Annotated in this window: 19 protein-coding genes; 8 read left to right on the top strand and 11 right to left on the bottom strand. The window is 75.4% G+C overall.

Annotation, left to right across the window (positions count from 1 at the left end; genetic code table 11):
• Positions 1 to 473 precede the first annotated feature (473 nt).
• On the top strand, positions 474 to 764 hold the full coding sequence (locus ACZ52R_RS10645; RefSeq protein ID WP_465753331.1) for a hypothetical protein: 291 nt from the start codon (positions 474 to 476) through the stop codon (positions 762 to 764).
• Between the two features lie 98 nt (positions 765 to 862).
• On the opposite strand, the gene ACZ52R_RS10640 is transcribed toward ACZ52R_RS10645, so the two are convergent.
• The gene (locus tag ACZ52R_RS10640; protein ID WP_465663718.1) at positions 863 to 1,960 is read right to left on the bottom strand and encodes a baeRF3 domain-containing protein; all 1,098 of its coding nucleotides are present in this window, start codon (positions 1,958 to 1,960) and stop codon (positions 863 to 865) included.
• Positions 1,961 to 2,200: 240 nt separating this feature from the next.
• On the opposite strand from ACZ52R_RS10640, the gene ACZ52R_RS10635 reads away from it, so the two are divergent.
• The 3 genes from ACZ52R_RS10635 (at position 2,201) to ACZ52R_RS10625 (ending at position 8,003) form a co-directional block, all read left to right on the top strand.
• Positions 2,201 to 3,421: an MFS transporter gene (locus ACZ52R_RS10635; protein WP_465663717.1), complete on the top strand. Its 1,221-nt coding sequence runs from the start codon at positions 2,201 to 2,203 to the stop codon at positions 3,419 to 3,421.
• A gap of 176 nt (positions 3,422 to 3,597) precedes the next feature.
• Positions 3,598 to 5,616, top strand: a complete 2,019-nt coding sequence (locus tag ACZ52R_RS10630; RefSeq protein WP_465663716.1) for an NHL repeat-containing protein — start codon at positions 3,598 to 3,600, stop codon at positions 5,614 to 5,616.
• Between the two features lie 155 nt (positions 5,617 to 5,771).
• Positions 5,772 to 8,003 carry an MMPL family transporter gene (locus ACZ52R_RS10625; RefSeq protein WP_465615114.1) on the top strand — a complete coding sequence of 744 codons (2,232 nt, stop codon included), beginning with the start codon at positions 5,772 to 5,774 and terminating at the stop codon, positions 8,001 to 8,003.
• Positions 8,004 to 8,017: 14 nt separating this feature from the next.
• On the opposite strand, the gene ACZ52R_RS10620 is transcribed toward ACZ52R_RS10625, so the two are convergent.
• A complete protein-coding gene (locus ACZ52R_RS10620) occupies positions 8,018 to 8,908 on the bottom strand; it encodes a class I SAM-dependent methyltransferase (RefSeq protein ID WP_465615113.1) in 891 nt (296 codons plus the stop codon).
• A gap of 95 nt (positions 8,909 to 9,003) precedes the next feature.
• Between ACZ52R_RS10620 and ACZ52R_RS10615 the strand changes: the two genes are divergently transcribed.
• Positions 9,004 to 9,588: a TetR/AcrR family transcriptional regulator gene (locus tag ACZ52R_RS10615; RefSeq protein WP_465615112.1), complete on the top strand. Its 585-nt coding sequence runs from the start codon at positions 9,004 to 9,006 to the stop codon at positions 9,586 to 9,588.
• 58 nt (positions 9,589 to 9,646) lie between these two features.
• On the opposite strand, the gene ACZ52R_RS10610 is transcribed toward ACZ52R_RS10615, so the two are convergent.
• On the bottom strand, positions 9,647 to 10,984 hold the full coding sequence (locus tag ACZ52R_RS10610; RefSeq protein WP_465753330.1) for a M14 family zinc carboxypeptidase: 1,338 nt from the start codon (positions 10,982 to 10,984) through the stop codon (positions 9,647 to 9,649).
• Between the two features lie 97 nt (positions 10,985 to 11,081).
• Here ACZ52R_RS10610 and ACZ52R_RS10605 point away from each other — a divergent pair, with 97 nt between their 5' ends.
• Positions 11,082 to 11,765, top strand: coding sequence for a hypothetical protein (locus tag ACZ52R_RS10605; protein ID WP_465753329.1), 684 nt, complete (start codon positions 11,082 to 11,084; stop codon positions 11,763 to 11,765).
• Between the two features lie 42 nt (positions 11,766 to 11,807).
• Here ACZ52R_RS10605 and ACZ52R_RS10600 read toward each other — a convergent pair whose 3' ends face one another.
• Positions 11,808 to 14,006 carry an MMPL family transporter gene (locus ACZ52R_RS10600; RefSeq protein ID WP_465753328.1) on the bottom strand — a complete coding sequence of 733 codons (2,199 nt, stop codon included), beginning with the start codon at positions 14,004 to 14,006 and terminating at the stop codon, positions 11,808 to 11,810.
• Between the two features lie 132 nt (positions 14,007 to 14,138).
• Here ACZ52R_RS10600 and ACZ52R_RS10595 point away from each other — a divergent pair, with 132 nt between their 5' ends.
• The gene (locus ACZ52R_RS10595; RefSeq protein ID WP_360497478.1) at positions 14,139 to 14,762 is read left to right on the top strand and encodes a TetR/AcrR family transcriptional regulator; all 624 of its coding nucleotides are present in this window, start codon (positions 14,139 to 14,141) and stop codon (positions 14,760 to 14,762) included.
• Positions 14,763 to 14,799: 37 nt separating this feature from the next.
• Here the strand turns inward: ACZ52R_RS10595 and ACZ52R_RS10590 are convergent, their stop codons facing one another.
• Positions 14,800 to 15,903 (bottom strand): mechanosensitive ion channel family protein, encoded by a 1,104-nt coding sequence (locus ACZ52R_RS10590; RefSeq protein WP_465753327.1) that lies wholly within the window; start codon positions 15,901 to 15,903, stop codon positions 14,800 to 14,802.
• Positions 15,904 to 16,157: 254 nt separating this feature from the next.
• Here ACZ52R_RS10590 and ACZ52R_RS10585 point away from each other — a divergent pair, with 254 nt between their 5' ends.
• On the top strand, positions 16,158 to 16,526 hold the full coding sequence (locus ACZ52R_RS10585; protein WP_465615106.1) for a PRC-barrel domain-containing protein: 369 nt from the start codon (positions 16,158 to 16,160) through the stop codon (positions 16,524 to 16,526).
• Between the two features lie 76 nt (positions 16,527 to 16,602).
• On the opposite strand, the gene ACZ52R_RS10580 is transcribed toward ACZ52R_RS10585, so the two are convergent.
• From ACZ52R_RS10580 to ACZ52R_RS10555, 6 genes are all read right to left on the bottom strand, one after another.
• Entirely contained in the window at positions 16,603 to 17,061 is a 459-nt protein-coding gene (locus tag ACZ52R_RS10580; RefSeq protein ID WP_465615105.1) for an ATP-binding protein, read from the bottom strand.
• Positions 17,062 to 17,373: 312 nt separating this feature from the next.
• A complete protein-coding gene (locus ACZ52R_RS10575; protein WP_465615104.1) occupies positions 17,374 to 17,766 on the bottom strand; it encodes an STAS domain-containing protein in 393 nt (130 codons plus the stop codon).
• A 128-nt stretch (positions 17,767 to 17,894) separates the two neighbouring features.
• Positions 17,895 to 18,797 carry an RNA polymerase sigma factor SigF gene (locus ACZ52R_RS10570; protein ID WP_465615103.1) on the bottom strand — a complete coding sequence of 301 codons (903 nt, stop codon included), beginning with the start codon at positions 18,795 to 18,797 and terminating at the stop codon, positions 17,895 to 17,897.
• 170 nt (positions 18,798 to 18,967) lie between these two features.
• On the bottom strand, positions 18,968 to 19,270 hold the full coding sequence (locus ACZ52R_RS10565) for a DUF7701 domain-containing protein (RefSeq protein WP_465615102.1): 303 nt from the start codon (positions 19,268 to 19,270) through the stop codon (positions 18,968 to 18,970).
• Positions 19,270 to 19,800, bottom strand: a complete 531-nt coding sequence (locus tag ACZ52R_RS10560) for a RipA family octameric membrane protein (protein WP_465663713.1) — start codon at positions 19,798 to 19,800, stop codon at positions 19,270 to 19,272. The genes ACZ52R_RS10565 and ACZ52R_RS10560 overlap by 1 nt, the downstream gene beginning before the upstream one ends.
• A 130-nt stretch (positions 19,801 to 19,930) precedes the next feature.
• On the bottom strand, positions 19,931 to 22,855 hold the full coding sequence (locus ACZ52R_RS10555) for an AfsR/SARP family transcriptional regulator (protein WP_465753326.1): 2,925 nt from the start codon (positions 22,853 to 22,855) through the stop codon (positions 19,931 to 19,933).
• Positions 22,856 to 23,172: the final 317 nt, after the last annotated feature.

The raw sequence follows: 23,172 nt of genomic DNA, 5'->3' as shown, positions 1-23,172 counted from the left end.
GAGGCGCTCCCGGGCGACACCTGTGTCAATCGCCCGCCGTGGCGGAAAGGGGGAGCACCCACACGGATACAGCCTTCATGGGTGACACCTCCTCGCGTTTTTCTCACGGCTGCGCAGACCGTAGCAGTCGGCGGTGTGCCCGGCCAACCGGTTTACGGGCGGCGGCGGTGCGGCGGCGGTACGGCGGCCCGCGCGGGGACGCCGACCGGGTGCCACGTCCGGGCCGCGGGCCTTGCGCCGCCGGGTCACCGCGGCCGTCCCGCAGGGTGAGACGCCTTGTCCCACCCCGGCGGGTTTCTGCCAGCATGCGGGGCATGCAGCAGCAGCTGATTACCAGCGGCAGCGTGCCGGCACCGCGCCGGGAGGAGTGACCCTCCCCCGGCCCACCGCCCGCACGCAGACCTCTCGCACTCCGCGAGGGGTCTTTCTGCTTTTCCGGCCCGCCCGTCCCATCCACCGACAGGACCGCCGCCATGGAACACACCCGGATCACCGTCACGCTGCGCCCCACCACCGGGACGCTCGCACGGCTCGCCTCCACCCTCAACAACCACCGGGTCCTGGACCTCGCCTTCAGCACCGTGGCGCCGGCCTCGGCCCGGGCGGTCGTCCGTGTCCCGCGGCGCGAGGCCGTACGGGTGCAGCAGAAGCTGCGCAGGATGGTCGACGTGCTCGACGTGGCCCTGGAGCCGGCCGGCCCCGACGGCGGCGCGGCCTCCCGGGTCCCGGCCCCTCAGGTCCCCGCCGCAGCGGCCGCCGGGTAGCCGACCCCGCCGCCGGTGTCGCGTATCCGCTCTCCTGGCAAGCCGGTTGGGACCGGCACGCCCGGCACGCGCGTGGGGCCCGACGCGCGGAAGGCGGGTCAGTAGCGCAGGGCGGCGGCGATCCGGTCGCTGTCGGCGAGGGTGCCGTCGGGGACGAAGCTGACCCGGGCGCCGGTGTCGAGGCCGCGCTCGATGACCTCGTCGACGATGTCCTCGCGGACGCCGGCCTGGCCGGCCTCGGCGGGGACGAGGTGCTCGCCGTCGTCGCGGACGGTGGCGCGGTAGTTCTCCTCGACCACCAGCAGGTCGATCCGGCCCTCGCCGGCGGCCCGCCAGACCTCGTCCAGGCCGGCGGCGAAGCCCTGGCGGCCGCGGGCCTTGTCGAGCAGGGCGAGGGCGTCGGCGACCTCGCGCTCGGCGCGGGCGCGCACGGCGGGCTCGACCACCCGGCGGACGGTCTCGGCGTCGGCCTGGGCGAGGCCGCCGTGCGGGATCTGCGCGGTGGCCTGCTGGGCGATGGGGCCGACGGTGTCCAGCAGGGCGAGCGCGGCGGCCTCGCCGACCACGTACAGCGGGCGGGGGTCGGCGGCGAGCAGTTTGCCGATCCCGGCGTCGGCCTGGCGCAGGAAGGTCTTGGTCTCCTCGTCGCGGAAGGTGCTGGGCGTGTCGCCGATCTGCTCCTGCCGTTCGGGGTCGGGGTTGTCGTGGACGCGCACCAGCGGGAAGCCGTTGCCGGTCTCCTCGGCGACCCGCTCCTGGGTGCCGCCCCACAGCGCCACCCGGTCGGCGGCGATCGCGACCACCCAGTGGGGGCGTTCGGCAGCGTGCGCGGCGACCAGGTTGCGGGTGAGGAAGGTGTCGGACAGGACCACCCGGGCGGGGGCGGTGCGCCCGAGTGACCAGATCCGGTGCTCGCCGGGCGCGGCGAGGATCGCCAGGCCGTCCTCGGCGTGCACCAGGTCGACTTCGCTCAGGGCCCGGTCGAGCTGCTCCAGGACGTCGATCCGCTCGGCGCGGGAGACCGCGGGGTCGGCCTGGACCTTCTCCTTCGCTTCGGCCAGCAGGTTGCGCAGCCGGACCGGGTCCTGCGTCTTGTCCGGTTCCCGGCGGTGGGTGGGCATCAGGATCGACACCGCCGGGTAGGGCCGGGGCCGGCGCAGCTCGGCGAGGACGGCGGGGCTGAGGGCGGGGTGCATGGAGACCCTTTCCGAAGGCGGTTCGGCCTTCTGTGCGTGGACGCGCGAAGCCTGGCGCTGCTCCCGATCGCCCTCAATGTACCGATGTGCGGCTTTTACGGCGCGCGTCAGTGGTCTGGACCACTGGCCGGACGGTCACGGCGCGCGCACCCTACTCGCGATTGCACTTATTGCGCGCGTGCAACTATTGTCGAAGCACGCTAGCCGCTCACTCAAGCAATCACAGAAGGGTTCGGGCCTTTGCCTCTCGCTCTCCTCGCCCTGGCCATCGGCGCATTCGGGATCGGGACCACCGAGTTCGTGATCATGGGCCTGCTGCCCCGGATCGCCGGCGACTACGGCGTCTCCATCCCCCACGCGGGCCTGCTGGTCACCGGCTACGCCCTCGGCGTCGTCATCGGCGCGCCGCTGATGACCGCCCTCGGTACCAGGATCAACCGCAAGACGATGCTGATGCTGCTGATGGGCCTGTTCGTGGTCGGCAACCTGCTCTCCGCGTTCGCGCCGAGCTTCCCGCTGATGCTGGCCGGCCGCATCGTGACCTCGCTGGCCCACGGCGCCTTCTTCGGCATCGGCTCCGTCGTCGCCGCCGACCTGGTCGCCCCCGAGAAGAAGGCCGGCGCCATCGCCACCATGTTCACCGGGCTGACCGTCGCCAACATCGTCGGCGTGCCGCTGGGCACCTTCATCGGCCAGGCCGTCGGCTGGCGCACCACCTTCGGCGTCGTCGCCGCGCTCGGCGTGGTCGGCCTGCTCGGCATCGCCAGACTGGTGCCCGCGATGCCGCGCCTCGAGGGCGCCCACCTGCGCCGCGAGCTGACCGCCTTCCGCAACCCGCAGGTGCTGCTCGCGATGGCGATGACCGTGCTCGGCTTCGGCGGGGTCTTCGCCGCGATCACCTACATCGCCCCGATGATGACCCAGGTCGCCGGCTACTCCGACGGCGCGGTCACCTGGCTGCTGGTGCTGCTCGGCGTCGGCATGTTCCTCGGCAACCTGCTCGGCGGCAGGTTCGCCGACCGCCGGCTGATGCCGATGCTGTACACCGCCCTCGGCGGCCTGGCCGTCGTCCTGGCGCTGTTCACCCTGACCGCGCACAGCAGGATCCTCGCCGCCGTCACCCTCCTGCTCGTCGGCGCCCTCGGCTTCGCCACCGTCCCCCCGCTGCAGAAGCGGGTGCTGGACCAGGCCCACGGCGCGCCCACCCTGGCCTCGGCCGTCAACATCGGGGCCTTCAACCTCGGCAACGCGCTGGCCGCCTGGCTCGGCGGGATCGTCATCACCGCCGGCCTCGGCTACACCGCCCCGAACTGGGTCGGCGCCGCCCTCGCCGCCGCCGCGCTCGTCCTCGCCCTCTGGTCCGCCGCCCTGGAACGCCGCGACCAGGCCCGCGCCGCCACGGCCACCGCCCCCGAGCAGGACCGCTCCTTCGCCGGCGCCGCCCCGGCGCAGCTCGGCTGACGCCCCGTCCACCGGGGCCGCCCGCGCCGCCGCCTCGCCCGTACCGGGCAATTTCCGCCGCGTCCCGCGGCCGGTCGCGCGCGGGCGGCCCCCGGATGTGGCAGGCAGGAGGGCGGCGGCCCCGCCCGTGACGGGCGCACGGGCCGCCGTTGCCCTGCGACCGAACGGAGCCCCCCATGCGCCGACGCCGCGGCGTCCTGCTGACCGCCGCCCTCCTGGCCCAGCTCGCCGCCGGACCCTCCCACGCGGCGGCCGCCGCCCCCGCCGGGTGGGAGACCGTCGACCGGTGCGGGGTGGTCCGCAGCGGCGACACCCCGCTCGGCGGCGCCGAGGTGACGCTCTACCAGGCCGGGGACGGCGAGGGCGCCGCGCCACGGGTGCTGGCCCGCACCCGCAGCGCCGAGGACGGGCGCTTCACCCTCGACTACCGCCGCCCGCACGACCCGCGCGCCGTGCTGTACGTGCTCGCCGGCCTCGGGCACCCGGGGGAACGCACCGCGCAGGACGGGGCCGCGCTGGAGGGGGCGCCGCAGGACGGGCCGGCCGTGCTCGCCGCCGTGCTCAGCGGGGCCGACGCCCCACCCGAACTCGTCGTCAACGAGCGCACCACCGTCGCCGTCGCCTACGCCCTGGCCCGCTTCACCGGCCCGGCCGGCGTCTCCGGCCCCCGCCCCGGGCTGCCGAACGCCGCCGCCGTCGCCCACAATCTGGCCGACACCGGCACCGGCGACATCGCCGCCCCCCTCGCCACCGCGCCCAACGGCGCCCTCACCTCGACCATGGCCGAGTTCAACACCCTGGCCAACCTGCTCGCCGCGTGCGTCACCGGCGACGCCTGCGAGCAGCTGTTCGACCTGGCCCGCCGCCCCGGCCACGACCGGCCGCGCGACACCCTGCGGGCCGCCGTGGACATCGCCCACGACCCCGGCCACAACGCCGCCGCCCTCTTCGCCCTCGCCGACACCACCCCCCGCTACCGGCCCGCCCTGCCCGCCGCCCCCGACGCCTGGACCCTCGCCCTGCGCTACGACGGCAACGGCCACGAGCTCGACGGCCCCGGCAACCTCGCCTTCGACGCCGACGGCAACGCCTGGGTCACCAACAACTACCGCTACGGCGCCGACCCCGCCGTCCCGGTCTGCGGCGGCCGCACCGTCCTCACGTTCACCCCCACCGGCCGGGACGCCCCCGGCGCGCCCCACCGCGGCGGCGGCCTGTACGGCGCCGGCTTCGGCATCACCGTCGACGCCAGGGGCAGCGCCTGGGTCGGCAACTTCGGCTTCCAGGGCCGCGGCTGCCCCGTCGACCCGACCCCGCTGGAGCGCAGCGTCTCCCAGTTCGCCCCCGACGGCGCCCCGCTCTCCCCGCCCGAAGGATGGCGCACCGGCGGCATCGCCCAGCCGCAGGGCATGGCCGCCGACCGGGCCGGCACCGTCTGGGTCGCCAACTGCGGCGGCGACAGCGTGACCCGGATCCCGGACGGTGACGCCACCCGCGCCCGGGAGGTGCCCACCCCCGCGCTGAGCAAGCCCTTCGGCGCCGCCGTCGACCCCGCCGGGCGGCTGTGGGTCAGCGGCAACGGCAACGACAGCGTCCAGGTCCTGGCCCCCGACGGCACCCCGGAGCGGACCGTCACCGGCGGCGGCCTGCGCCGCCCGCTCGCCGTCGCCACCGACAGCAAGGGCTACGCCTGGGTCAGCAACAGCGGCATCCTGCCGGTCCCCTGCGCGGACACCACCGCGGACGACTTCGCCGACGCCGTTGCCGCCGAGGCCGGACCGCGCCCGGGCGCCTCGGTCACCCTGATCGGGCCCGACGGCACCCCGGCCCCCGAACCCTTCACCGACGGCGGACTGTTCCTGCCCTGGGGCATCGCCGTCGACGGGGACGACACCGTCTGGGTCGCCAACTTCGGCGGCCACCGCGTCGCCCGCCTGTGCGGCACCGACCTCACCGCCTGCCCGCCCGGCTACCGCACCGGACAGCCCCTCTCCCCGCCCGACACCGGCTACCCGAGCGACGGGCTGGAGCGCAACACCGGCCTGCAGATCGATCCCTCGGGCAACGTCTGGCTGGCCAACAACTGGCGCACCGTCCCCGTCCGGACCAACCCCGGCGGCCACGAACTGGTCGTCCTGATCGGCGCCGCCGCCCCCGTCACCACCCCCGGGCTCGGCGGCCCCGCCCGGCCCTGACCCCCCAGCCCACCAGCCCGCCGTTCCCGACGGCCCCGGACGCCACGCCGGGGCCGTCGGGACGACTACCCGCCGGTACCCGGGGGCGGTCCGGCCCCGCCGGGAACACTGCGCCGATCCGGCGCACCAGCGCGCAGCAGACCCGGGAGCCGTCCATGCCGCTGTCCGCCCGCCCCGTCCCCTCGGCCGCCGAGCGCCCGACCAGGCGGGCGGCGCTGCGCCGCCTGGGCGAGTGGTGCGCGCGCCACTCACTGATCGTCATCGTCCTGTGGATCGTCGCCCTGGCCGGCATCCAGGCCGCCAACAAGACGGTCGGCGGCACCTACTCGGACGACTTCTCGCTGCCCGGCACCCAGGCGCAGCAGGGCCGCGACGTCCTGCAGGCGCACGAGCCGGCCGCCGCGGGCACCAGCTCCCAGGTGGTGCTGCACGACGCCGCGCCGCTGACCGGCTTCCAGCCGCAGATCGCCCAGGCGGTCGCCTCGCTGCAGCAGCTGCCGCACGTGATCGCGGTGCAGAGCCCGCTGCCGCCGCCGGGGCAGCCGGTGGCGCCGGGCGGTCCGCTGGCCGCCGACGGGCTGACCGGGTACATCACCGTCCGGTTCGACACCACGCCGACGCTGCTGGGCACCGACTACCTGACCGGGGTGGACGAGGCGGTGGCGCCGCTGCGCCAGGCCGGGGTGCAGGTGGAGTACGGCGGTCCGCTGGGCGAGCTGGCCCGGCCGGCGCCGGACGACCGCTCCAGCGAGGCGATCGGCTTCGCGGTGGCGATCGTGGTGCTGCTGGTGGGGTTCGGCAGCGCGATCGCGGCCGGGCTGCCGCTGGTGACGGCGCTGTTCGCGGCGGTGGTCGGGCTGGGGGCGCTGGGGCTGATCGCGGCGCTGTCCACCTTCGCGACGGTCGCGCCGACCCTGGCGACGATGATCGGCATCGGGGTGGGCATCGACTACGCGCTGTTCCTGCTGACCCGTCACCGGCAGAACCTGATGGACGGCGTGGACCCGGTGGTCTCGGCCGGGCAGGCGGTGGCCACCAGCGGGCGCGCGGTGCTGGTCTCCGGCTGCACGGTGATCATCGCGCTGTCCGGGCTGTCGGTGTCGGGGATCTCCTTCATCGCCAAGCTGGGTGCCGCGGCGGCCGTCACCGTGGTGTCGGCGGTGCTCGGCGCGCTGACCCTGCTGCCGGCGCTGATGGGGCTGATCGGGCGGCGGATGGACCGCTTCGCCGTGCGCCGTCCGATCGCCGAGTCCGGCGGCGCCGAGGGCGCGGAGGGCGGGAGCTGGCACCGCTACGCCCGGCGGGTGGAGGCGCGCCCCTGGCGGTACCTGGTGGCCGGGGTGGTGGTGCTGGGGGTGCTGTCGATCCCGCTGTTCTCCATCCAGCTGGGCCACATCGGCGACGGCGCCGACTCCACCGACTTCACCGACCGGCGCGCCTACGACCTGATGTCCCAGGCCTTCGGTCCGGGCTCGAACGCGCCGCTGACGGTGGTGGTGGACCAGAGCGCCGTGCCCGCCGAGACGCGGCCGGCCGTGTCGGCCTCGGTGCAGCAGGCCCTCACCGGCCTGCCCGGCGCCGCCAGCGCCACCCCGCTGCAGACCAGCCCGGACGGCGCGGTGCTGTTCGGCACCGTCATCCCGGCGAGCGCGCCGCAGGACCGCGCCACCACCGACCTGGTCAACCACCTGTCGGACACCGTGCTGCCCGACGCGGTGGCCGGCACCGGCGCGAAGACCTACGTCACCGGCAACACCGCGGCCCAGGTCGACTTCCTGGACATCGTGTCGAGCCGGCTGGTCCTGATCATCGCGGTGGTGGTCGGGCTGGCCTTCCTGATCATCCTGGCGGTCTTCCGCGGCCCGCTCGTCGCGGTCAAGGCCGCGGTGCTCAACCTGCTGTCGATCGCGGCCTCGTACGGGGTGGTGGTGGCGGTCTTCCAGTGGGGCTGGGGCGGGCCGGCGCTCGGGGTGGCGGGGAAGGTCCCGATCGAGAGCTACGTGCCGATGATGATGTTCGCGATCGTCTTCGGGCTGAGCATGGACTACGAGATCTTCCTGCTCTCGCGGGTGCACGAGGCCTGGCTGCGCACCGGGCGCAGCCAGGACGCGGTGGCGCACGCGTTGGAGATCACGGCCCGGGTGATCTCCTGCGCCGCGCTGATCATGGTCAGCGTGTTCGCGGCGTTCATCGTCAGCGACAACGTGGTGATCAAGATGATGGGGCTGGGCCTGGCGGTGAGCGTGCTGGTGGACGCCACGATCGTGCGGCTGCTGCTGGTCCCGGCGGTGATGACGCTGCTGGGCGCGTCGGCCTGGTGGACGCCGCGCTTCCTGGACCGGATCCTGCCGCACATCGACGCCGAGGGCGAGGGCGAGCAGGCGTAGGGCGCCCGGGGCGGTCAGGGGCGGGTGGCGGTGACCAGCCAGGCGGCGGTGCGCAGCCGTACGCCGTCGGGTCGTTCGTAGGGGGCGAGGGCGGTGGTGAGGGCGGCGCGGAGGCGGTCGGTGCCGGTGGGGGTGTCGGTGTCGCCCGGGTGGGTCCGGTCGAGTTGTTCGGCCAGGTCGCGGGCGGGGCCGGAGCCGAGGAGGTGGTCGGCGGCGTCGGCGGTGTCGCGGCCGAAGTGTCCGTGGGCCTCGGCGGGTTCGGTGCGGATGTCGGTGAGGGCGGCGGAGCCGAGGACGCGGTGGATCTCGGCGGGGTCGGCGAGGGAGAACATGCCGGGGCCGGCGGGCGGGGCGTCCTGCTGCTTCGGGAGAGGGAGGGCGGCGCGCGTCTCGTCGAGGACCCGGACCCATTCGGTGCGGGCGGGGTCGGCCACGCAGACGAAGGCGAGGCGGCCGCCGGGGCGCAGGGCGCGGGCGATGTTGGCGAAGGCGGCGACGGGGTCTTCGAAGAACATGATCCCGAAGCGGCTGATCGCGACGTCGAAGGCGGCGGTGGGCAGGGGATGGATCTGGGCGTCGCCCTGTTCGAAGGCGATCCGGCCGGAGGGGGTGTGGTCCGGGTCCTGGTCGGCGGTCAGGGCGCGGGCCCGGGCCAGCATCGGGGCGGAGAGGTCGAGGCCGAGGACGGAGCCGTGGGTGGCGGCTCGGGCGGCGCGGCGGGTGGTGTGGCCGGCGCCGCATCCGATGTCGAGGACGCGGTCGGCGGGGGTGATCGCGGCGGCGGCCAGGAGCAGCGGGTCGAAGCCTTCGTTGACGGCGTCCCAGCGGTCGTGGTGGTCGCTCCAGTGCTGGCCTTCGTCGCCGTTCCAGGCGTGGGACTGGGCGGTGTTGACGGGTGTGCGCATGGGTTCGCTCCTGTCGGACACTAGTATGGGCGATCGCCCATAGCAAGGTATGGGCACTCGCCCATACTGTGCAAGACCCGTTCCGGAGGACCTGGATGTCACCACGCGGCGTAGCGATCCCCGACGTGCGGGAACGGCTGTTCACGGCGGCCGAGCGCGTGCTCGCCCGCGAGGGGCCGGCCGGGCTGACCAACCGGTCCGTCACCGAGGAGGCCGACTGCGCGAAGGGGCTGCTGTACAACCACTTCGCCGACCTGGACGACTTCATGGCCCAGCTCGTCCTGGACCGCTTCGCGCGGATCGCCGCCGAGGTCGCCCCGCTGCCCGGGCGGGCGGGCAGCGGGGAGGTGCGGGAGAACCTGACCGGCGCCGCGCTCGTCCTGCTCGGCACCACCGGGCCGGTGATCGCGGCGGCCGCGCTCGCCCGGCAGGGCGCCACGCAGCGGGTGCGGCTGGCCTGGGAGGCCGGCGCGCCCGGACCGGACGCGGTCGAGGGCGCGGTCGTCCGCTACCTGGAGGCCGAGCAGCGCCTGGGCCGGGTCCGCGCGGACGCCGACTGCGCGATGCTCGCGCTCGCCCTCGTGGGCACGGTCCACCACCTGCTGATGTACGGGGACCGGTCGGCCGACGGCGCGCAGCTGGTCCGGCGACTGGTCGCCGCGCTGGTCACCGAGGCCTGACCCGACGGCCCCGGCCGCCCTCCCGCCCGGGCCCTTCCGCCCGGGACGGCCGGGCCGGTCAGGCCGTCAGGCGCAGCTCCACGGCGGCCTGGACGATGTTGGCCTGGTGCTCGGCCTGGCGGGCCACCGGCAGCCAGGCGGGCCGGAAGCGCCGCTGGTAGCGGGCGCACCAGTCCTGTAGGAGGGCGTCGAGGCGGGCGGTGTCGGGGGCCAGGCGGGCCCCGGCCGGGTCGACGACGCGCCGCAGCAGGGCGGCGGCGCGCACCGGGATGCGGTGCGCCCACAGGTCGATGCCGGCCAGTTTCGCCCGGGTCATCAGCCCCGGGCCCAGCAGACGCCGGCCGAGCGCCCGCGGGTCCCATTCGTCGGCGAGCTGCCGGGAGGCGGTCAGCGGGCTGCGGACGGCGCGGAGCAGGGCGGTGTCCCGGTCGGGCAGGTGGGGCAGGGCGGCGTCCAGCAGGTCGGCGAGCAGGGCGGTGCGGGTGCGCAGCCGGTCGGCGCTGGCGGTCAGGCGCTCGGGGGCGTCGTCGGCCGGGCGGGTGTCGCCGAGGCGGTCGCTGGTCCAGGCGGGTACTTCGACGATGACGGTCTCGCCGCCGTGGCGCTGCGGGGCGAACCAGGTGGAGGCCCGGACGCCGCCGGTGTCACCGGCCCTCTCGGCGCGGTGCGGTGTCAGCATGCCGGTGCTGCTCTCCTGGCGGTCGATGTGGTGGGGCTCCATCAGGAAGACGCCGGGGCCGGACTCGCGCAGCCAGAAGGTGTCGTAGGTGCCGGTCTCGACCGGGATGCCGAGGGCGGCGGCGGAGGTGGCGAACGGGGCGGCGAGGTGGGCCGGGTCGCGGGTGGCCTGGAGGAAGGTGCCGCCCACGTCCATGCTGTGCAGGGTGAACTGGAGGGTGGGCCGCAGTTCGTCGATCAGGTCGAGCAGGGCCCGGCTCTCCGGGAGGCGGCCGCCGACCGCCGGGGCCCATTCGGGCTGTTCCTCGGCGGCGGGGCGGAAGTAGCCGGCGAAGTACTCGGGCAGGGTGCGGGCGGTGAGGGCGCCGCGTGCGAGGTGTGCGCCGTCGGGGTCGAGGCAGAGCAGGAAGTTCCAGGTCGCGGCGGTGCGCAGGGCGGGGCGGGCGAGGACCCGGTGGGCGAGTTCCACGGTGCTGGCGCGGCCGGCGAACTCGTCGGCGTGCGCGCCCGCCACGACCAGGACGTTGCGCTCGGCGCGGCCGACCGACAGGAGCGTGAGCGGGCGGCCGGCCCGGGAGGTGCCGACGGTGCGCACCCGGCAGAGGTCGGGTCGCAGGGCGGCCAACCGGTGGGCGGTGGCGGCGAGTTCGGCGAGCGTGGGACAGCGGTCGTGGAGCAGTACCGCCTTGCCCGCGCCGGTCGATGTGTCGGTCAGCATCCGGCCCCCTGTGGTCGTCTCCCCGGGCTCGGAGCGTACGACGGACGGGGGCGCGGCGGGAGTTGTCCGCACGACCCTTGAGTTGACATATCATCCGATGATCTTGGAAGCCAGGGACGGGGAGTACGGCATGGCCGCGCACATCGGCACCACCGCACGGGGGTTGGGCATCGGCATCGCATCGGTCGTACTGGGCGGCGCGCTGACCGCCTGCGGCTCCGGCCCGGTCTCCGGCGAACTGGCCGCCGGTGCGCAGAAGTGGCCGGACTTCCAGACCGCGCTCTCCGACAAGGTCGCGCTGAAGCAGACCCTGCCGGGCCGTGCGGCCATGCCCGGCTGGGAGGTCCACAACAACCGGGTCTCCGTCGAGGACGGCACCGACAAGGACTGCCCGGGCTGCAAGCTCGACGGGACCGCCGACTTCGAGGACGGTCCCGTCACGGCCACGTTCAAGATCACCACCTTCGCCACCAAGGACCAGGCCGACGCCTACCTCGCGATGACCGCGAAGGAGTTCGAGACGAAAGCCGGCAAGACGGCCTCCAAGCTGTCGGTGCCGACCATCGGCAACGAGACCGTCGCCTTCAGCGGCACGCACGGCAGCAGCGCGCGCAACGTCATCCTGATGCGGGTGGGCACCACCTTCGCGGGCGCCATGCTGGAGGACTCGGCGGACGTGCCGAAGCTGCGGAAGCTGGCGACGATGCTCGCCCGGCGCGTCGAGCAGGCCGCCGCCGGGCAGGCCGTCGACGCCGCGCTGGAGGCGGCGGACTCCGACTGAGCAGCGAGGCGGGACCGGCGGCGGGCGCGGGCACGGGGGGGCTCACGCCCCGGTTGCGGCCGCCGCGGGGACGGTGTGCGGTGCGGCGGGGTGCTCCCGGTGGCCGTCGCCCTCGATGTCGACGTGCGGCAGGAGGCGGTCGAGCCATCGGGGCAGCCACCAGTTCCCGTCGCCGAGCAGGACCATGGTGGAGGGGACCAGCAGGCCGCGGACGACGGTCGCGTCCAGGGCGACGGCGGTCGCCAGGCCGATGCCGAACATCTTGACGACCGGATCGTCGGAGAGCAGGTAGCCGAGGAAGACGGCGACCATGATCAGGGCGGCCGAGCTGATGATCCGTCCGGTGCCGGCGAGGCCGGCCACCACGGCGCGCCGGTTGTCCCGCTCCCGCAGGTAGCCCTCCCGCACGGCGCTGAGCAGGAAGACCTCGTAGTCCATCGACAGCCCGAAGAGCACGGCGAACATCAGCAGGGGCACGTAGCCGGGGATCGGCACGGCGCCGTCCAGGCCGATCAGCCGGGCACCGTGGCCCTGCTGGAAGACGGCGGTGAGCACACCGTAGGCGGCGGCGACCGAGACCAGGTTCATCACGGCCGCCTTCGCCGCGACGACCGGCGAGCGGAAGGCCAGCAGCAGGAGCAGGCCCGCGACGGTCAGGACGAAGCCGACGACCAGCGGCATGCGCTGCGCGATCCGCGCGTTGAGGTCCGCCTGGGCGGCGGGGGTGCCGCCGACGTGGAGGACCTGGCCGCTCCCGGTGGCGGCGGGCAGCACGTCCGAACGCAGCCGGTGGACGAGGGCGGTGGTGGCGGGGTCGGAGGGGGCGGTGGCCGGAGTGACCTGCCAGCGGACGGTGCGGCCGTCGGCGGCGAGCGCGGGCGGGCTGACGGCGGCCACGCCCTCCGCCCCGCGCAGCGCGGTGGTCATGGCCGCCGCCCGCGGGTCGCCGGCTCCCCCGGCCGCCGGGGCGGGCAGCACGTCGACGACCTGGAGCACGCCGCCCACACCCGGGCCGAAGGCCGCGGCCATCCGGTCGTAGGCGGTGCGGCTCATGCTCCCCGCGGCCTTGCTGCCCGCGTCCAGCCGGCCCAGGTGCAGGCGGGCGGCCGGGACGGCGAGGGCGCCGAGCAGGGCCAGGCCGGCCAGCAACAGGGGCCAGGGCCGGGCCGCGACCAGGGCGGCGACCCGCCCCCAGCCGCGCGGGCGCCCCTCGGGGGCGGGGGCGGCGGGCCGGGGGGTCAGCCGACCGCCCAGCAGGACGAGGACCGCGGGCAGCAGCGTGAGGTTCACGCCCAGCGCCGTCACCACGGCGATCGCGGGGGCGAGCGCCAGGGCGTACAGCAGCGGCAGTCCGCCCAGGGCCAGTCCGGCGAGCGCGGCGACGACGGCGCTGCCGGCGAAGGCCACGGACTTGCCGGACCCGGCGGTGGTGCGCACGGCGGCGTCCTCGATCCCGACCCCGGCGGCGCGCAGGTCCCGGAAACGGGTTAGGCCGAAGAGGGTGTAGTCGATGCCGACGCCCAGGCCGATCATGGCGGCGATGGTCTCGCCCGCCTCGGGCACGTCCATCAGGTGGCCGACCAGGCCGAGGACGGGCAGCGCGATGCCGAGGCCGATCACGCCGGCGAGCAGCGGCAGCGCGGCGGCGACGAGACTGCCGAGGGTGAGGGTGAGGATCACCAGGGCGGCGCCGAGGCCGATGGCCTCGCTGCGCCCGGTGCTCCCCTTGTCGACCGCGGCGGCCAGGTAGCCGCCCGGGGTCACCTCGATGCCGGCGGCGGTGGCCGGGGCCGCCGCGGCGAGCACGGCATCGGTCGTCGCGGGCGTCACCTCCCGTCCGGAGACGTCGAGTTCGACCGACAGGTAGGCGGTGTGGCCGTCGGCGCTGATGCTGCCCGCGCCGGCCGGGTCGTCGGGCGTGGTGACGGCGACCACGTGCGGCACCGCCGTGATGGCCGCGGCCGCGCTGCGCACCGCGGCGGCCGCGCCGGAGTCGGTCAGGGTGGCGGCGCCGGCCGGGGTGTGGAGCAGGACCGGCTGCTTGCCGGAGGCCGAGCCGGGGAACGCGCGGTCGGCGATGTCCTTGGCGGCCTGGCTGTCGCTGCCGGGGATGGAGACGGCCTCGCTGGTGACGCGCCCGAACGTGGCGAGGGCGGTGAGCGCGGCGGCCGTCAGCAGCAGCCAGGCCGCGAGGACCCGCTTGGGTCTGCGGGCGCACCAGCGCCCCACAGTGGTGAACATCGGCGGCGGACAGCCCTTTCCCGTGCGGCGGGCAGCCTCGACCGACCCCCGCCAAACTTATTGCACTCCTCGTGCAATGCGTACACTTGCACTCGCGGTGCAAAAATGTCAACGAGAGGGCGAGGAGCCCACGTGAAACGGTCCGAAGCCGCCGCGCCCGTCCCCGACGGGCGCACGGAACGCGGGCGGCAGACCCGCGAGAAGATCGCCGACGCCGTGCTGTCACTGCTCGACGAGAACCAGGCCCACTTCCCCGCCGACAAGGTGGCCGAACGGGCAGGCGTCTCGCGCCGCCTGGTGTTCCACCACTTCGCGGACATGGCCGAGCTCGCCGAAGTGGCCGTCGACCGGCGCCTGGAACAGCTCGCGGCCCAGATCAGGCCGCTTCCCACCGAGGGGCCGCGCGAGCTGCGCGTGGCAGCCCTCACCGAACAGCGCGCCCGCATCCTGGAGGGCGTCACCCCGGCCAGACTGGCCGTCATGCGGCTGGAGAACCCCTCCCCGCGGATCCAGGAGGCCGTCCGGCAGATGCTGGACTTCGCACGCCTGCGCCTCACCCAGGTCTTCGCCGCGGAACTCGACCCGCTCCCCGAGCCCGCCCGCACCGACCTGCTCAACGGCCTGGACGCGGTGACCACGTGGAGCACCTGGCACCACTGGCGCGGCTGCGGCCTGGACGTCGAACAGGCGCGCCACACCATGGCCGCCACCGTGCACGCGCTCCTCGCCGCCGCCGGGGCGCCCGCGCGGGGATGAACCGCCGCCCCGTCCGGGCCGCCCGGCCCGGTGCCGGTCACGGCCGGGGCGGGCCCTGGGGAGGGCGGGGCGCCTCGTCGGCGGCCCGGGGGTCCGGGACCTGCGGGCGCGGGCCGGGGGCCTGCGCCACGGACAGGCGGGGCAGGGCGTACGGGTGGTGGTCGCGCAGGAAGCCGACCAGGTGCTCGCGCAGCTCGCAGCGCAGTTCGAACGCGTCGGCGCCGTTCGCGGCGGTGGCCAGCACCCTGACCACGATGGTGGTCGGGGTGGTGTCGACCACCTGTAGGGCGCTGCCCTCGCCGTCCCACAGCTCGTTCTTCGCCAGGAACGCGTCGAACTCCTCCCGCAGCTGGGCGACCGGGGCGTGGTGGTCGAGGTGGAGCAGCGCGGTGCCGGTGATCCGGCTGGAGCGGCGGGACCAGTTCTCGAAGGGGCGGCCGACGAAGTAGGACATCGGCATCACCAGTCGCCGCTGGTCCCAGGTCTCGATCACCACGGCCGTCAGGGTGGTCTCCTCCACCGTCCCCCATTCGCCGCCCACCACGACCACGTCCCCGATCCGGGCGAGGTCGCCGAAGGCCAGCTGGACGCCGGCGAAGACGTTGGCCAGCGTGCTCTGGGCCGCCACACCGGCCACCACGCCGACCAGGCCGGCGGAGGCGAGCAGGCTCGTGCCGATGCCGCGCACCGCCGGAAAGGTCATCAGGACCGCGCCCAGCGTCACCAGGGCGACGATCGCCTGGCCGATCCTGCCGAGCAGGTCGGCCTGGGTGCGGGCGCGGCCGGCCCACGCCGGGTCGCGGCGGTGCACGGCGAGCCTGAGGGTGCTGTCCACGAGCAGCGCCACCACCCGGGCGCACAGCCACCCGCCGGCGGCGATGGCCAGGATCACCGCCAGGTGGCGCAGCCCCTCGCGGGCGGCGGCCGGCGCGGCGACCCACGGGAGGGCGCCGAGCAGGAGCAGGCACGCCGTCAGAGCCAGGATCGGCAGCCGGCACCTGCGCACCAGCTTCGGCACGCCGGTGGTGCCCCCGCGGGCGGCCAGCCGCCGTACCGCGAACTGCGCGATCCGGTCCAGACCGTACGCGGCGAGGACCGCCGCGGCGCCCGCGAGTGCCAGGCGTACCAGACTCCACCACATCGTCCGTTCTTCCCTTCCGCCCCGGGCCCCGACGGGTGGGCGGTCCACGCCGCCCGGCCCAGTGCCGCCTGCTCGTTTTTCCCGGCGCGGCCCAACCATTCCTGCCGGCGCGACGACAGGGGGCGGACCCGGGCGGGCCCGGGCGCGGGCGCGGCATGGAAGCGGCGCTGCGGGGCACGCGGTCATCGCGCGTACGCGCGGGGCCGGGCACCCGTCCGGCCCGCACCACGGCACGAAAGGGAAGGGAACGGGACATGAGTGGGGACGTCGACATCTGGGAGTTCCGCAGCGCCAGCGGCCACACCGCCGGCACCGACCTCATCGGGTTCCACGTGGAGGCCGAGGACGGCCCGATCGGCAAGGTGGACAAGCTGTCCGAGGAGGTGGGCGCCCAGTACCTGGTGGTCGACACCGGCCCCTGGATCTTCGGCAAGCGGGTGCTCCTGCCGGCCGGCACCGTCGCCCGCATCGAGGTCGGGGAGCAGAAGGTGTACGTCGACCGGACCAAGGCGGAGATCCGTAACAGCCCCGACCTCGGCGACGAGACGGCCGAGGCGGAACTCGACGCCCGCGACCGGTACGGGCTCTACTACGGCCCGTTCTACAGCGGTCGCATCCTCTGAGGCGCATCCTCTGAAACGCGCCCGCGTCCGCTGACCGCCGGCCGCCCGCCCGCCGTGCGCGGGAGGGGCGGCCGGGTCAGGCGCGGGTCAGGCGCCGGGCGTCGAACTCGGCCCAGATCGTCTTGCCCTGGCTGTGCGCTTCGGCGCCCCAGCGGTCGGCGATGCGCTGCACGATGACCAGGCCGTGGCCGCCGGGCAGGGCCGGCACGTGGGGCAGACACGGGACGGGCATGGCCGGGCTGCGGTCGCTGACCTCGACCCGCAGCCGGGCCCCGGTGGCGTCCAGGACCAGCTCCAGCGGGCCGCCTCCGTGCAGCATGGCGTTGGCCACAAGTTCCGCCACCAGCAGGACGACGTCCGCGGCGGCGCCCTCGCCGGTGCACGCGTACCAGTCGGCCAAGGCGCCGGCGGTGAAGGTCCTGGCGTGGGCGACCGGCTTGGGGAGCCCGGCCAGGGTCAGCCGTCTGCGCTGGCCGCCGACGGGCAGCGCGGTCCCGGCCCGGTGCGGATCACCATCGAGGGTTCCCCGGCTCATCTGATATCTCCGTGGATACTCCCGGCTTCAGCCAGGGAAGGAAATGGATCGCCCGCGTAGCGGGTCATGGACAGCCGTTTCGCCGCCAGGGCGGAACAGCATGTTGATATGTGATCATCCGTCAGGTAGTCACACGGATTGCTGTGAGGGCACCCTTTCGGATCGACGGCGGTTCGCATGGTCGGATTCCCGGTGCTTTCCGGATTATGCACCGCCACGGCCCCGGGCCGTGGCGCGAACGGCACACCCGGGCCGCGGCCCGGACGGCGCGCCCGGTGCGCCGCCCGCGCCGGGAGGACCGACCGCCCCGGCTCAGGCCTCCAGGGCCGCTGCGACCGACTCGTGAAGGGAGAACACGGCCTGCGCGCCGGTCAGTTCGAGGACCCGCATGACGGTGGGTGACACGGCGGCCAGGTACAGGGCCACCCGCTCCTCCCCCGCCGCGAGGCGCGTCTTGAGCAGCAGGTTCAGGCCGGAGGAGTCGCAGAAGCCCACGCCGGCGAGGTCGATCACCACCGCGCGGGGGCGCTGCGCGACCAGGGCGGTGAGCGCGTCGGCGGCCGGTGCGAGCGTCTCGATGTCGAGGTCGCCCACCAGGACGCACACCACCGCGCCGCAGGCCTCGTGACGGGTCCGCACCGCCAGCTCAGGCCGGGGCGGGGAGGCCGCCAGCACGATCTCCCTCTGGTCGTCGGATGGCGTCATCGTCGTCCCCTCCCTGTCCGTGCCCTTCGACCATACGGAGGTCGCGCCCGTCGGCCAAGCAGGGGGTCGTGGATCGGTGCCGCCCCGGGCGGGTTGCCCGCCCGGGGCGGGTTCGCCGCGGCGCACGGTCAGGCGTCCTCCAGTCCCTCGCGCAGCTGCCGCAGGGTGCGGCTGAGCAGCCGGGAGACGTGCATCTGGGACAGCCCGAGGCGGGCGCCGATCTGGGACTGCGTCAGGTCCTCGCAGAAGCGCATCGAGAGGATGAGGCGCTCGCGCTCGGGCAGGGCGGCGACCAGCGGCTTGAGCGCCACCAGGTCCTCGACGAGGGAGAGGTCCGGGTCGTCCTCGCCGAGGCGCTCGCCCAGCGGGCCGGGGCCCTCGTCGTCCTCCGTGCCGGTGTCCAGGGAGCCGGCGGTGTGCCCGTTGGCGGCGGTCAGGCCCTCGACCACCTCCTCCGCGGAGAGGTCGAGGTGGCGGGCGAGTTCGGCGACCGTGGGGGCCCGGTCCAGCTCCTGTGCCAGGCTCTCCTGGGCCCGGGCCAGGACGATGCGCAGCTCCTGGAGGCGGCGCGGCACGTGGACGGCCCAGGTGGTGTCGCGGAAGTGGCGCCGGATCTCGCCGAGGACGGTCGGCATGGCGAAGGTGGTGAACTCGACGCCGAGGCCGGGGTCGAAGCGGTCGATGGCCTTGATCAGGCCGACCGCGCCGACCTGCAGCAGGTCCTCCTGGGGCTCGCGGTGCGCGGTGAAGCGGCGGATCGCGAACCGCACCAGGGACAGGTTCATCTCCACCAGGGTGGCGCGGACGTAGGAGTACTCCCGCGTCCCCTCCTCCAGGGTGGCGAGCCGGCGCAGCAGCACCCGGGTGAGCTGCCGTGCGTCGGCCGGGGCGATCTCGCGCGGATCGTCGGCCGCGGCGAGCTGCGGTGGGAGCAGGTCCCGCAGCCCCCCGTCGGGCACGGCCGCGGGGGCCGACGGCTCACCCGTCGACGGCTCGGCGGAAACGGGCAGTTCACCAGTGGGCACGGCCATCGGATTCCCTTCCTCGTGTCGGCACGGTCGAACCGCCCGGTTACCCGGTGACAGCCGGTCGATGCGGCCATCCGGGGTGGAGGTTTCGTGAAACCCGGCGGCGGCTGCCCGGCGTGACCGGCGGCCCGGGCCCGCGGCGGCGGCACTGCCCCGTCCGCGGGCCCCGGTCCTCAGCGGGCCGTGGGGTGGTGGAGTTTGCGGGCGGCGGTGCGGATGGCCAGCGTGTAGGGGGTGTCCAGGGCGCGGGTGGGGGCGTCGAGTTCGTCGAAGGGCACCAGGGCCTGGTGGGTGTCGTCGGTCGACTGGGTCCAGGCGGTCCAGGCGTTGTGGACGTCCTCGTCGGTGACCTGGTCGCCCTTGGCCTGGAGCAGGACGGCGTAGAGGCGGAAGAGGTCGTCGGAGCCGGCGGGAGGTCTCGCCTCCGAGGGCAGGCAGGCGCGGATGAGATCGGCGATGGGATCGAGGTGGCTCATCAGGCCAGTGTGCCGGTGACCAGGGTGCCGGTGAGCAGGATCAGGTGGGCCGCCGCGAAGACGACCGGCACGGCCCGCTCGGTGGTACCGAGTTCGGTGTAGTGCTTGTGCCACCGGCCGCTGCGGGTCGCGTTCCTGAGGGTGTCCCACTCGTCGGTGTAGATCCGCGTCGCGAGTTGCTCCTCCAGGGCGTTGATGATCTTGAACTTGGCGGCGTTGAGGTCCCGGTAGCTGCGCAGCTGCATCCACCAGGCGACGGAGAGGGTGATGCCGGCCAGGGCGACGGCGGTGGGCACCCACCACGGGGACTCGGAGAGCCTGGGTATGCCGAAGCCGATGAGGGTGACCAGGGCGGTCTGCACGGACAGGAAGAAGGTGTTGGCGGTGCCCCGGCGGGCCGAGACGCGGTCGGCCATCTCCACGGCGAGTTTGTACAGCTCCAGCAGTTCGGTCTGGCGGTTCCACTCCGGCGGCACGGTCATCGCGCTTCCCTCGGTCGGGCGGGCGGCGAGGACGAACCGTTCGGGCACGGTGCCGCCCCCGCCGACACTGATGCGACGTCACTTTCCCTGTGGCGGACGGTTCTACCGGTGGCGGAGGGTTTTACCGGCCTCGGGTCAGCGCGCGGGGGCGGGCCGCAGGCGGTAGGCGTCGCCGCGGTCAGCGGCCGCCCGGGGCGGGCGCCCCGGCGGTGGCCCTCGCCGTCGCGGTGGCCGTCGCGGGAGCCGGCACCGTCGCGGTGACCGTCGCGAGGGCCGTGGCCGCCGCGGCCGGGAGGGCGTGCAGGGCTGCCAGGGCGCCCGCCTCCCCCTCCCCGAACCGGTGGGCGCGGGCCTCGCGGACGGCGGCGTCGAGGTGGTGGGCGGCTTCCTCCGGGTGGCCGGTGGCGGCGAGGGCCCGGCCGTAGAGGGTCAGCAGCAGGACCCGGCGGGCGGCGGGGAAGGGGGGTTCGGCGACGGCCAGGCCGCGGGCGGCGTGGTGGGCGGCCTCCTCGGGGGCGCCGGCGGTCAGGCATTCCTGGGCGAGGTGCTGGCGGGCGAGGGCGACCAGGTCGGCGCGGGCGGCCCGCTCGGACAGCGAGAGGGCGCGGACCAGCAGGCCGCGCACCCGCGCGTTCCTGCCGTAGCGGCCGAGGGCGACGGCCAGGTTCATCAGGGCGACGGCCTGCGCGGTGCCGTCACCGGCCTGGGCGGCGAGATCGGGGGCGCGTTCCAGGTGGACGAGGGCCTGCTCGTGGCGCCCCTCCTCCAGCAGGACCCACCCGAGCAGGGCGCGGGCGCGGGACTGGGCGGCCGGGTCGTGGTCGGCCTCGGCGGCGGCCAGGCCGTGTTCGAGCAGCGGCACCCAGCCGTCCCGGACCTGCCACACGATCAGCGGCCACTGCAGCAGGACCAGGCGCCAGGCCCGGTCGTGCAGTCCGGCCGCGACCGCCGCCTCGACCGCGCCGCGCAGGGTGTCGCGCTCGGCGGCGTACCAGGCGAGCGCGCTCTCCCGGTCCGGGAACGGGCGCACGTCGGCGGGGCGCCGGCTGCCGGCCGGCGGGGTGCAGCAGGGCTCGCTGCCGGGTTCGGCGGCGTCGCAGGCGACGAGCAGGGTGTTCAGCAGGTGGTCGAGTAGACGCGGCAGCACCTCGTCGTCGACCTCGCCGGGCAGGCTGCGGGCGTAGAGGCGGACGAGGTCGTGCAGGGTGTAGGCGTCCCGGCCGATCTCGACGATGAGGTGGGCGGTGGCGAGCTGGCCGAGCGCGCCGGAGGCCTCGCCGGGGCGGCAGTCGGCGAGCGCGGCGGCCGTACGGCTGTCGAGGGTGGTGCCGGTGTGCGCGCCGAGGCGGTGGAACATCCGGCGGGCGGGATCGGACAGGTGCTGGACGGTGAGGGCGAGGGCGGCGGCGACGCTGGTGTCCTCGATGTCGAGGATGCCCAGCCGGCCCTGTTCGTCGGCCAGTTCGTCGGCGAGGACGGCGAGGTCGCGGGCCGGGCCGGTGGCGACGCGGGCGGCGGCCAGGCGCAGCGCGAGCGGCAGGCCGTCGCACAGGCCGGCCAGCCGGGCGGCGGCTTCGGGTTCGGCGGCGACCAGGTCGGCGCCGAGGGTGGCGGCGAGCAGGGTGACGGCCTGCGGGGGCGACAGTTCGGCGAGCGGGACGGGGCGGGCGGCGTCGGAGGCGACCAGGCCGCCGAGCCGGTCGCGGCTGGTGACCAGGGTGACGCAGTCCTCGCCGTCGGGCAGCAGCGGGCGGACCTGGTCGGAGCGGCGGGCGTTGTCCAGGACGATGAGCATCCGGCGGTCGGCGGTCAGCTCCCGGTAGCGGGCGGCCATGGCCTCCGGGGTCGCGGGCATCTGCTCGGCGGGCAGGCCCAGGCCGAGCAGCAGTTCGCGCAGGACGGCGGGGGTGGAGCGTTCGGGCAGCGGGCTGTGGCCGCAGAGGTCGACGAACAGCCGACCGTCGGGGAAGTCGTCCTGGCGGCGGTGGGCCCAGTACAGGGCGAGGGTGGTCTTGCCGATCCCGGCGCCGCCGGTGACGACGGCGATCGCGCCGGGGCCGGTGGTGGCCCGGTCGAGCGCGGCCAGTTCGTCCTCCCGGCCGGAGAAGCCGCGCGGGCGGCGGGGGAAGGGCCAGGGTGTGGCGCGCGGCGGGCGCGCGGCGCCGGCCGGCCCGGCGGTGGTAGCGGGTCCGGCGGTGGCGGCGGCTCCGGCGGCCGGGGTGGGCATGGGGGCGGGGACGGGCGCCGCGGCCGGTGCGGCAGGGGCGGGGGCGTGTGCGGGGACCGGGTCGGGGACGGAGGCCAGGCCGCCGACGGTGGCCACCCGCGGGGGCGGGACCCGGTCGGGCCGCAGGGAGGCGGCGTCCGTGCGCAGCAGGGAGTCGTAGGCCTCGACGAGCTCGGGACCGGGGTCGATGCCCAGCTCCTCGGCCAGCGCCCGGCGGGTGCGGTGGAACCAGTCCAGCGCCTCCGAGCGCCGCCCGGCCCGGCCGAGCGCCAGGATGAGCGCCGCGACCAGCGACTCGCGCAGCGGGTTCATGGTGGCCTCGGTGGACAGCACGCCCGCCGCCGCGCCGTGGTCGCCGAGCCGGCCGTGGGCGCGCGCCAGCTCCTCCACGGCCGCGAGCCGCAGCTCCTCCAGGGCGTGCGCTGCGCACTGCAGCGGGACGCTGGGCGCGGTGCCGGCCAGTGCGGGGCCGCGCCACAGCGCGAGCGCCTCCCGGAGCGCCGCGACCGTCTCGGCGGTGTCGGGTGTCGAGCGGGCGGAGCGCAGGAGGTGTTCGAAGCGGGCGGTGTCCACCGCGAGGTCGGGCACCCGCAGCAGGTAGGCGCCGCCGTCGGTGACCAGCTCGACGCCGCCGGCGGGCGCGTCGTGCGCGGCGAGCAGCGCGCGCAGGCCCGAGACGTGGTTGTGGATGACGGTGCGCGAGTGCCGGGGCGGTTCCTCGTCCCACAGCGTCTTGGTGAGCCGGTCCACGGCGACCGGCGCGCCGGGGTTCAGCAGCAGCATGGCCAGCAGGCTGCGGCGCTTGGCGGACCCGACCGGCAGCTCCCGGCCGTCCGCGGCCACCGCGGCCACCGAGCCCAGCAATCGGAAATCCAAAACCCGCTCCCCATTCAATGTGACAAGCATATGACAGTAGGCGATCCGCTGATCACAGGGTGTCGCCCAGGCGACACCCAGGTGACCGCACAATGACGACTGGGCGTCACGGGCCCCTGGGCGCAGGACCGTTGCCGGTGCGTGACGGGGTCCGCGGCCTCGGGTGAGAGCTTGCGCGGTGATCCCTCCCGGCCGCCAGGGATCACCGGCAGTTCGGGACGGCGGAACGCCCGGGCAGGCGCTGACCAGGGCGGATGCCGGGCCCCTGGAACGCGGGGCCGAGACGAGGGGGGATTCGGCGGAACCCGCGGCGGCCA

Source organism: Kitasatospora sp. NPDC034023 (assembly GCF_055575795.1).
The sequence above is the reverse complement of the archived record's forward strand: the minus strand, read 5'-3'. Positions and strand labels throughout refer to the sequence as shown.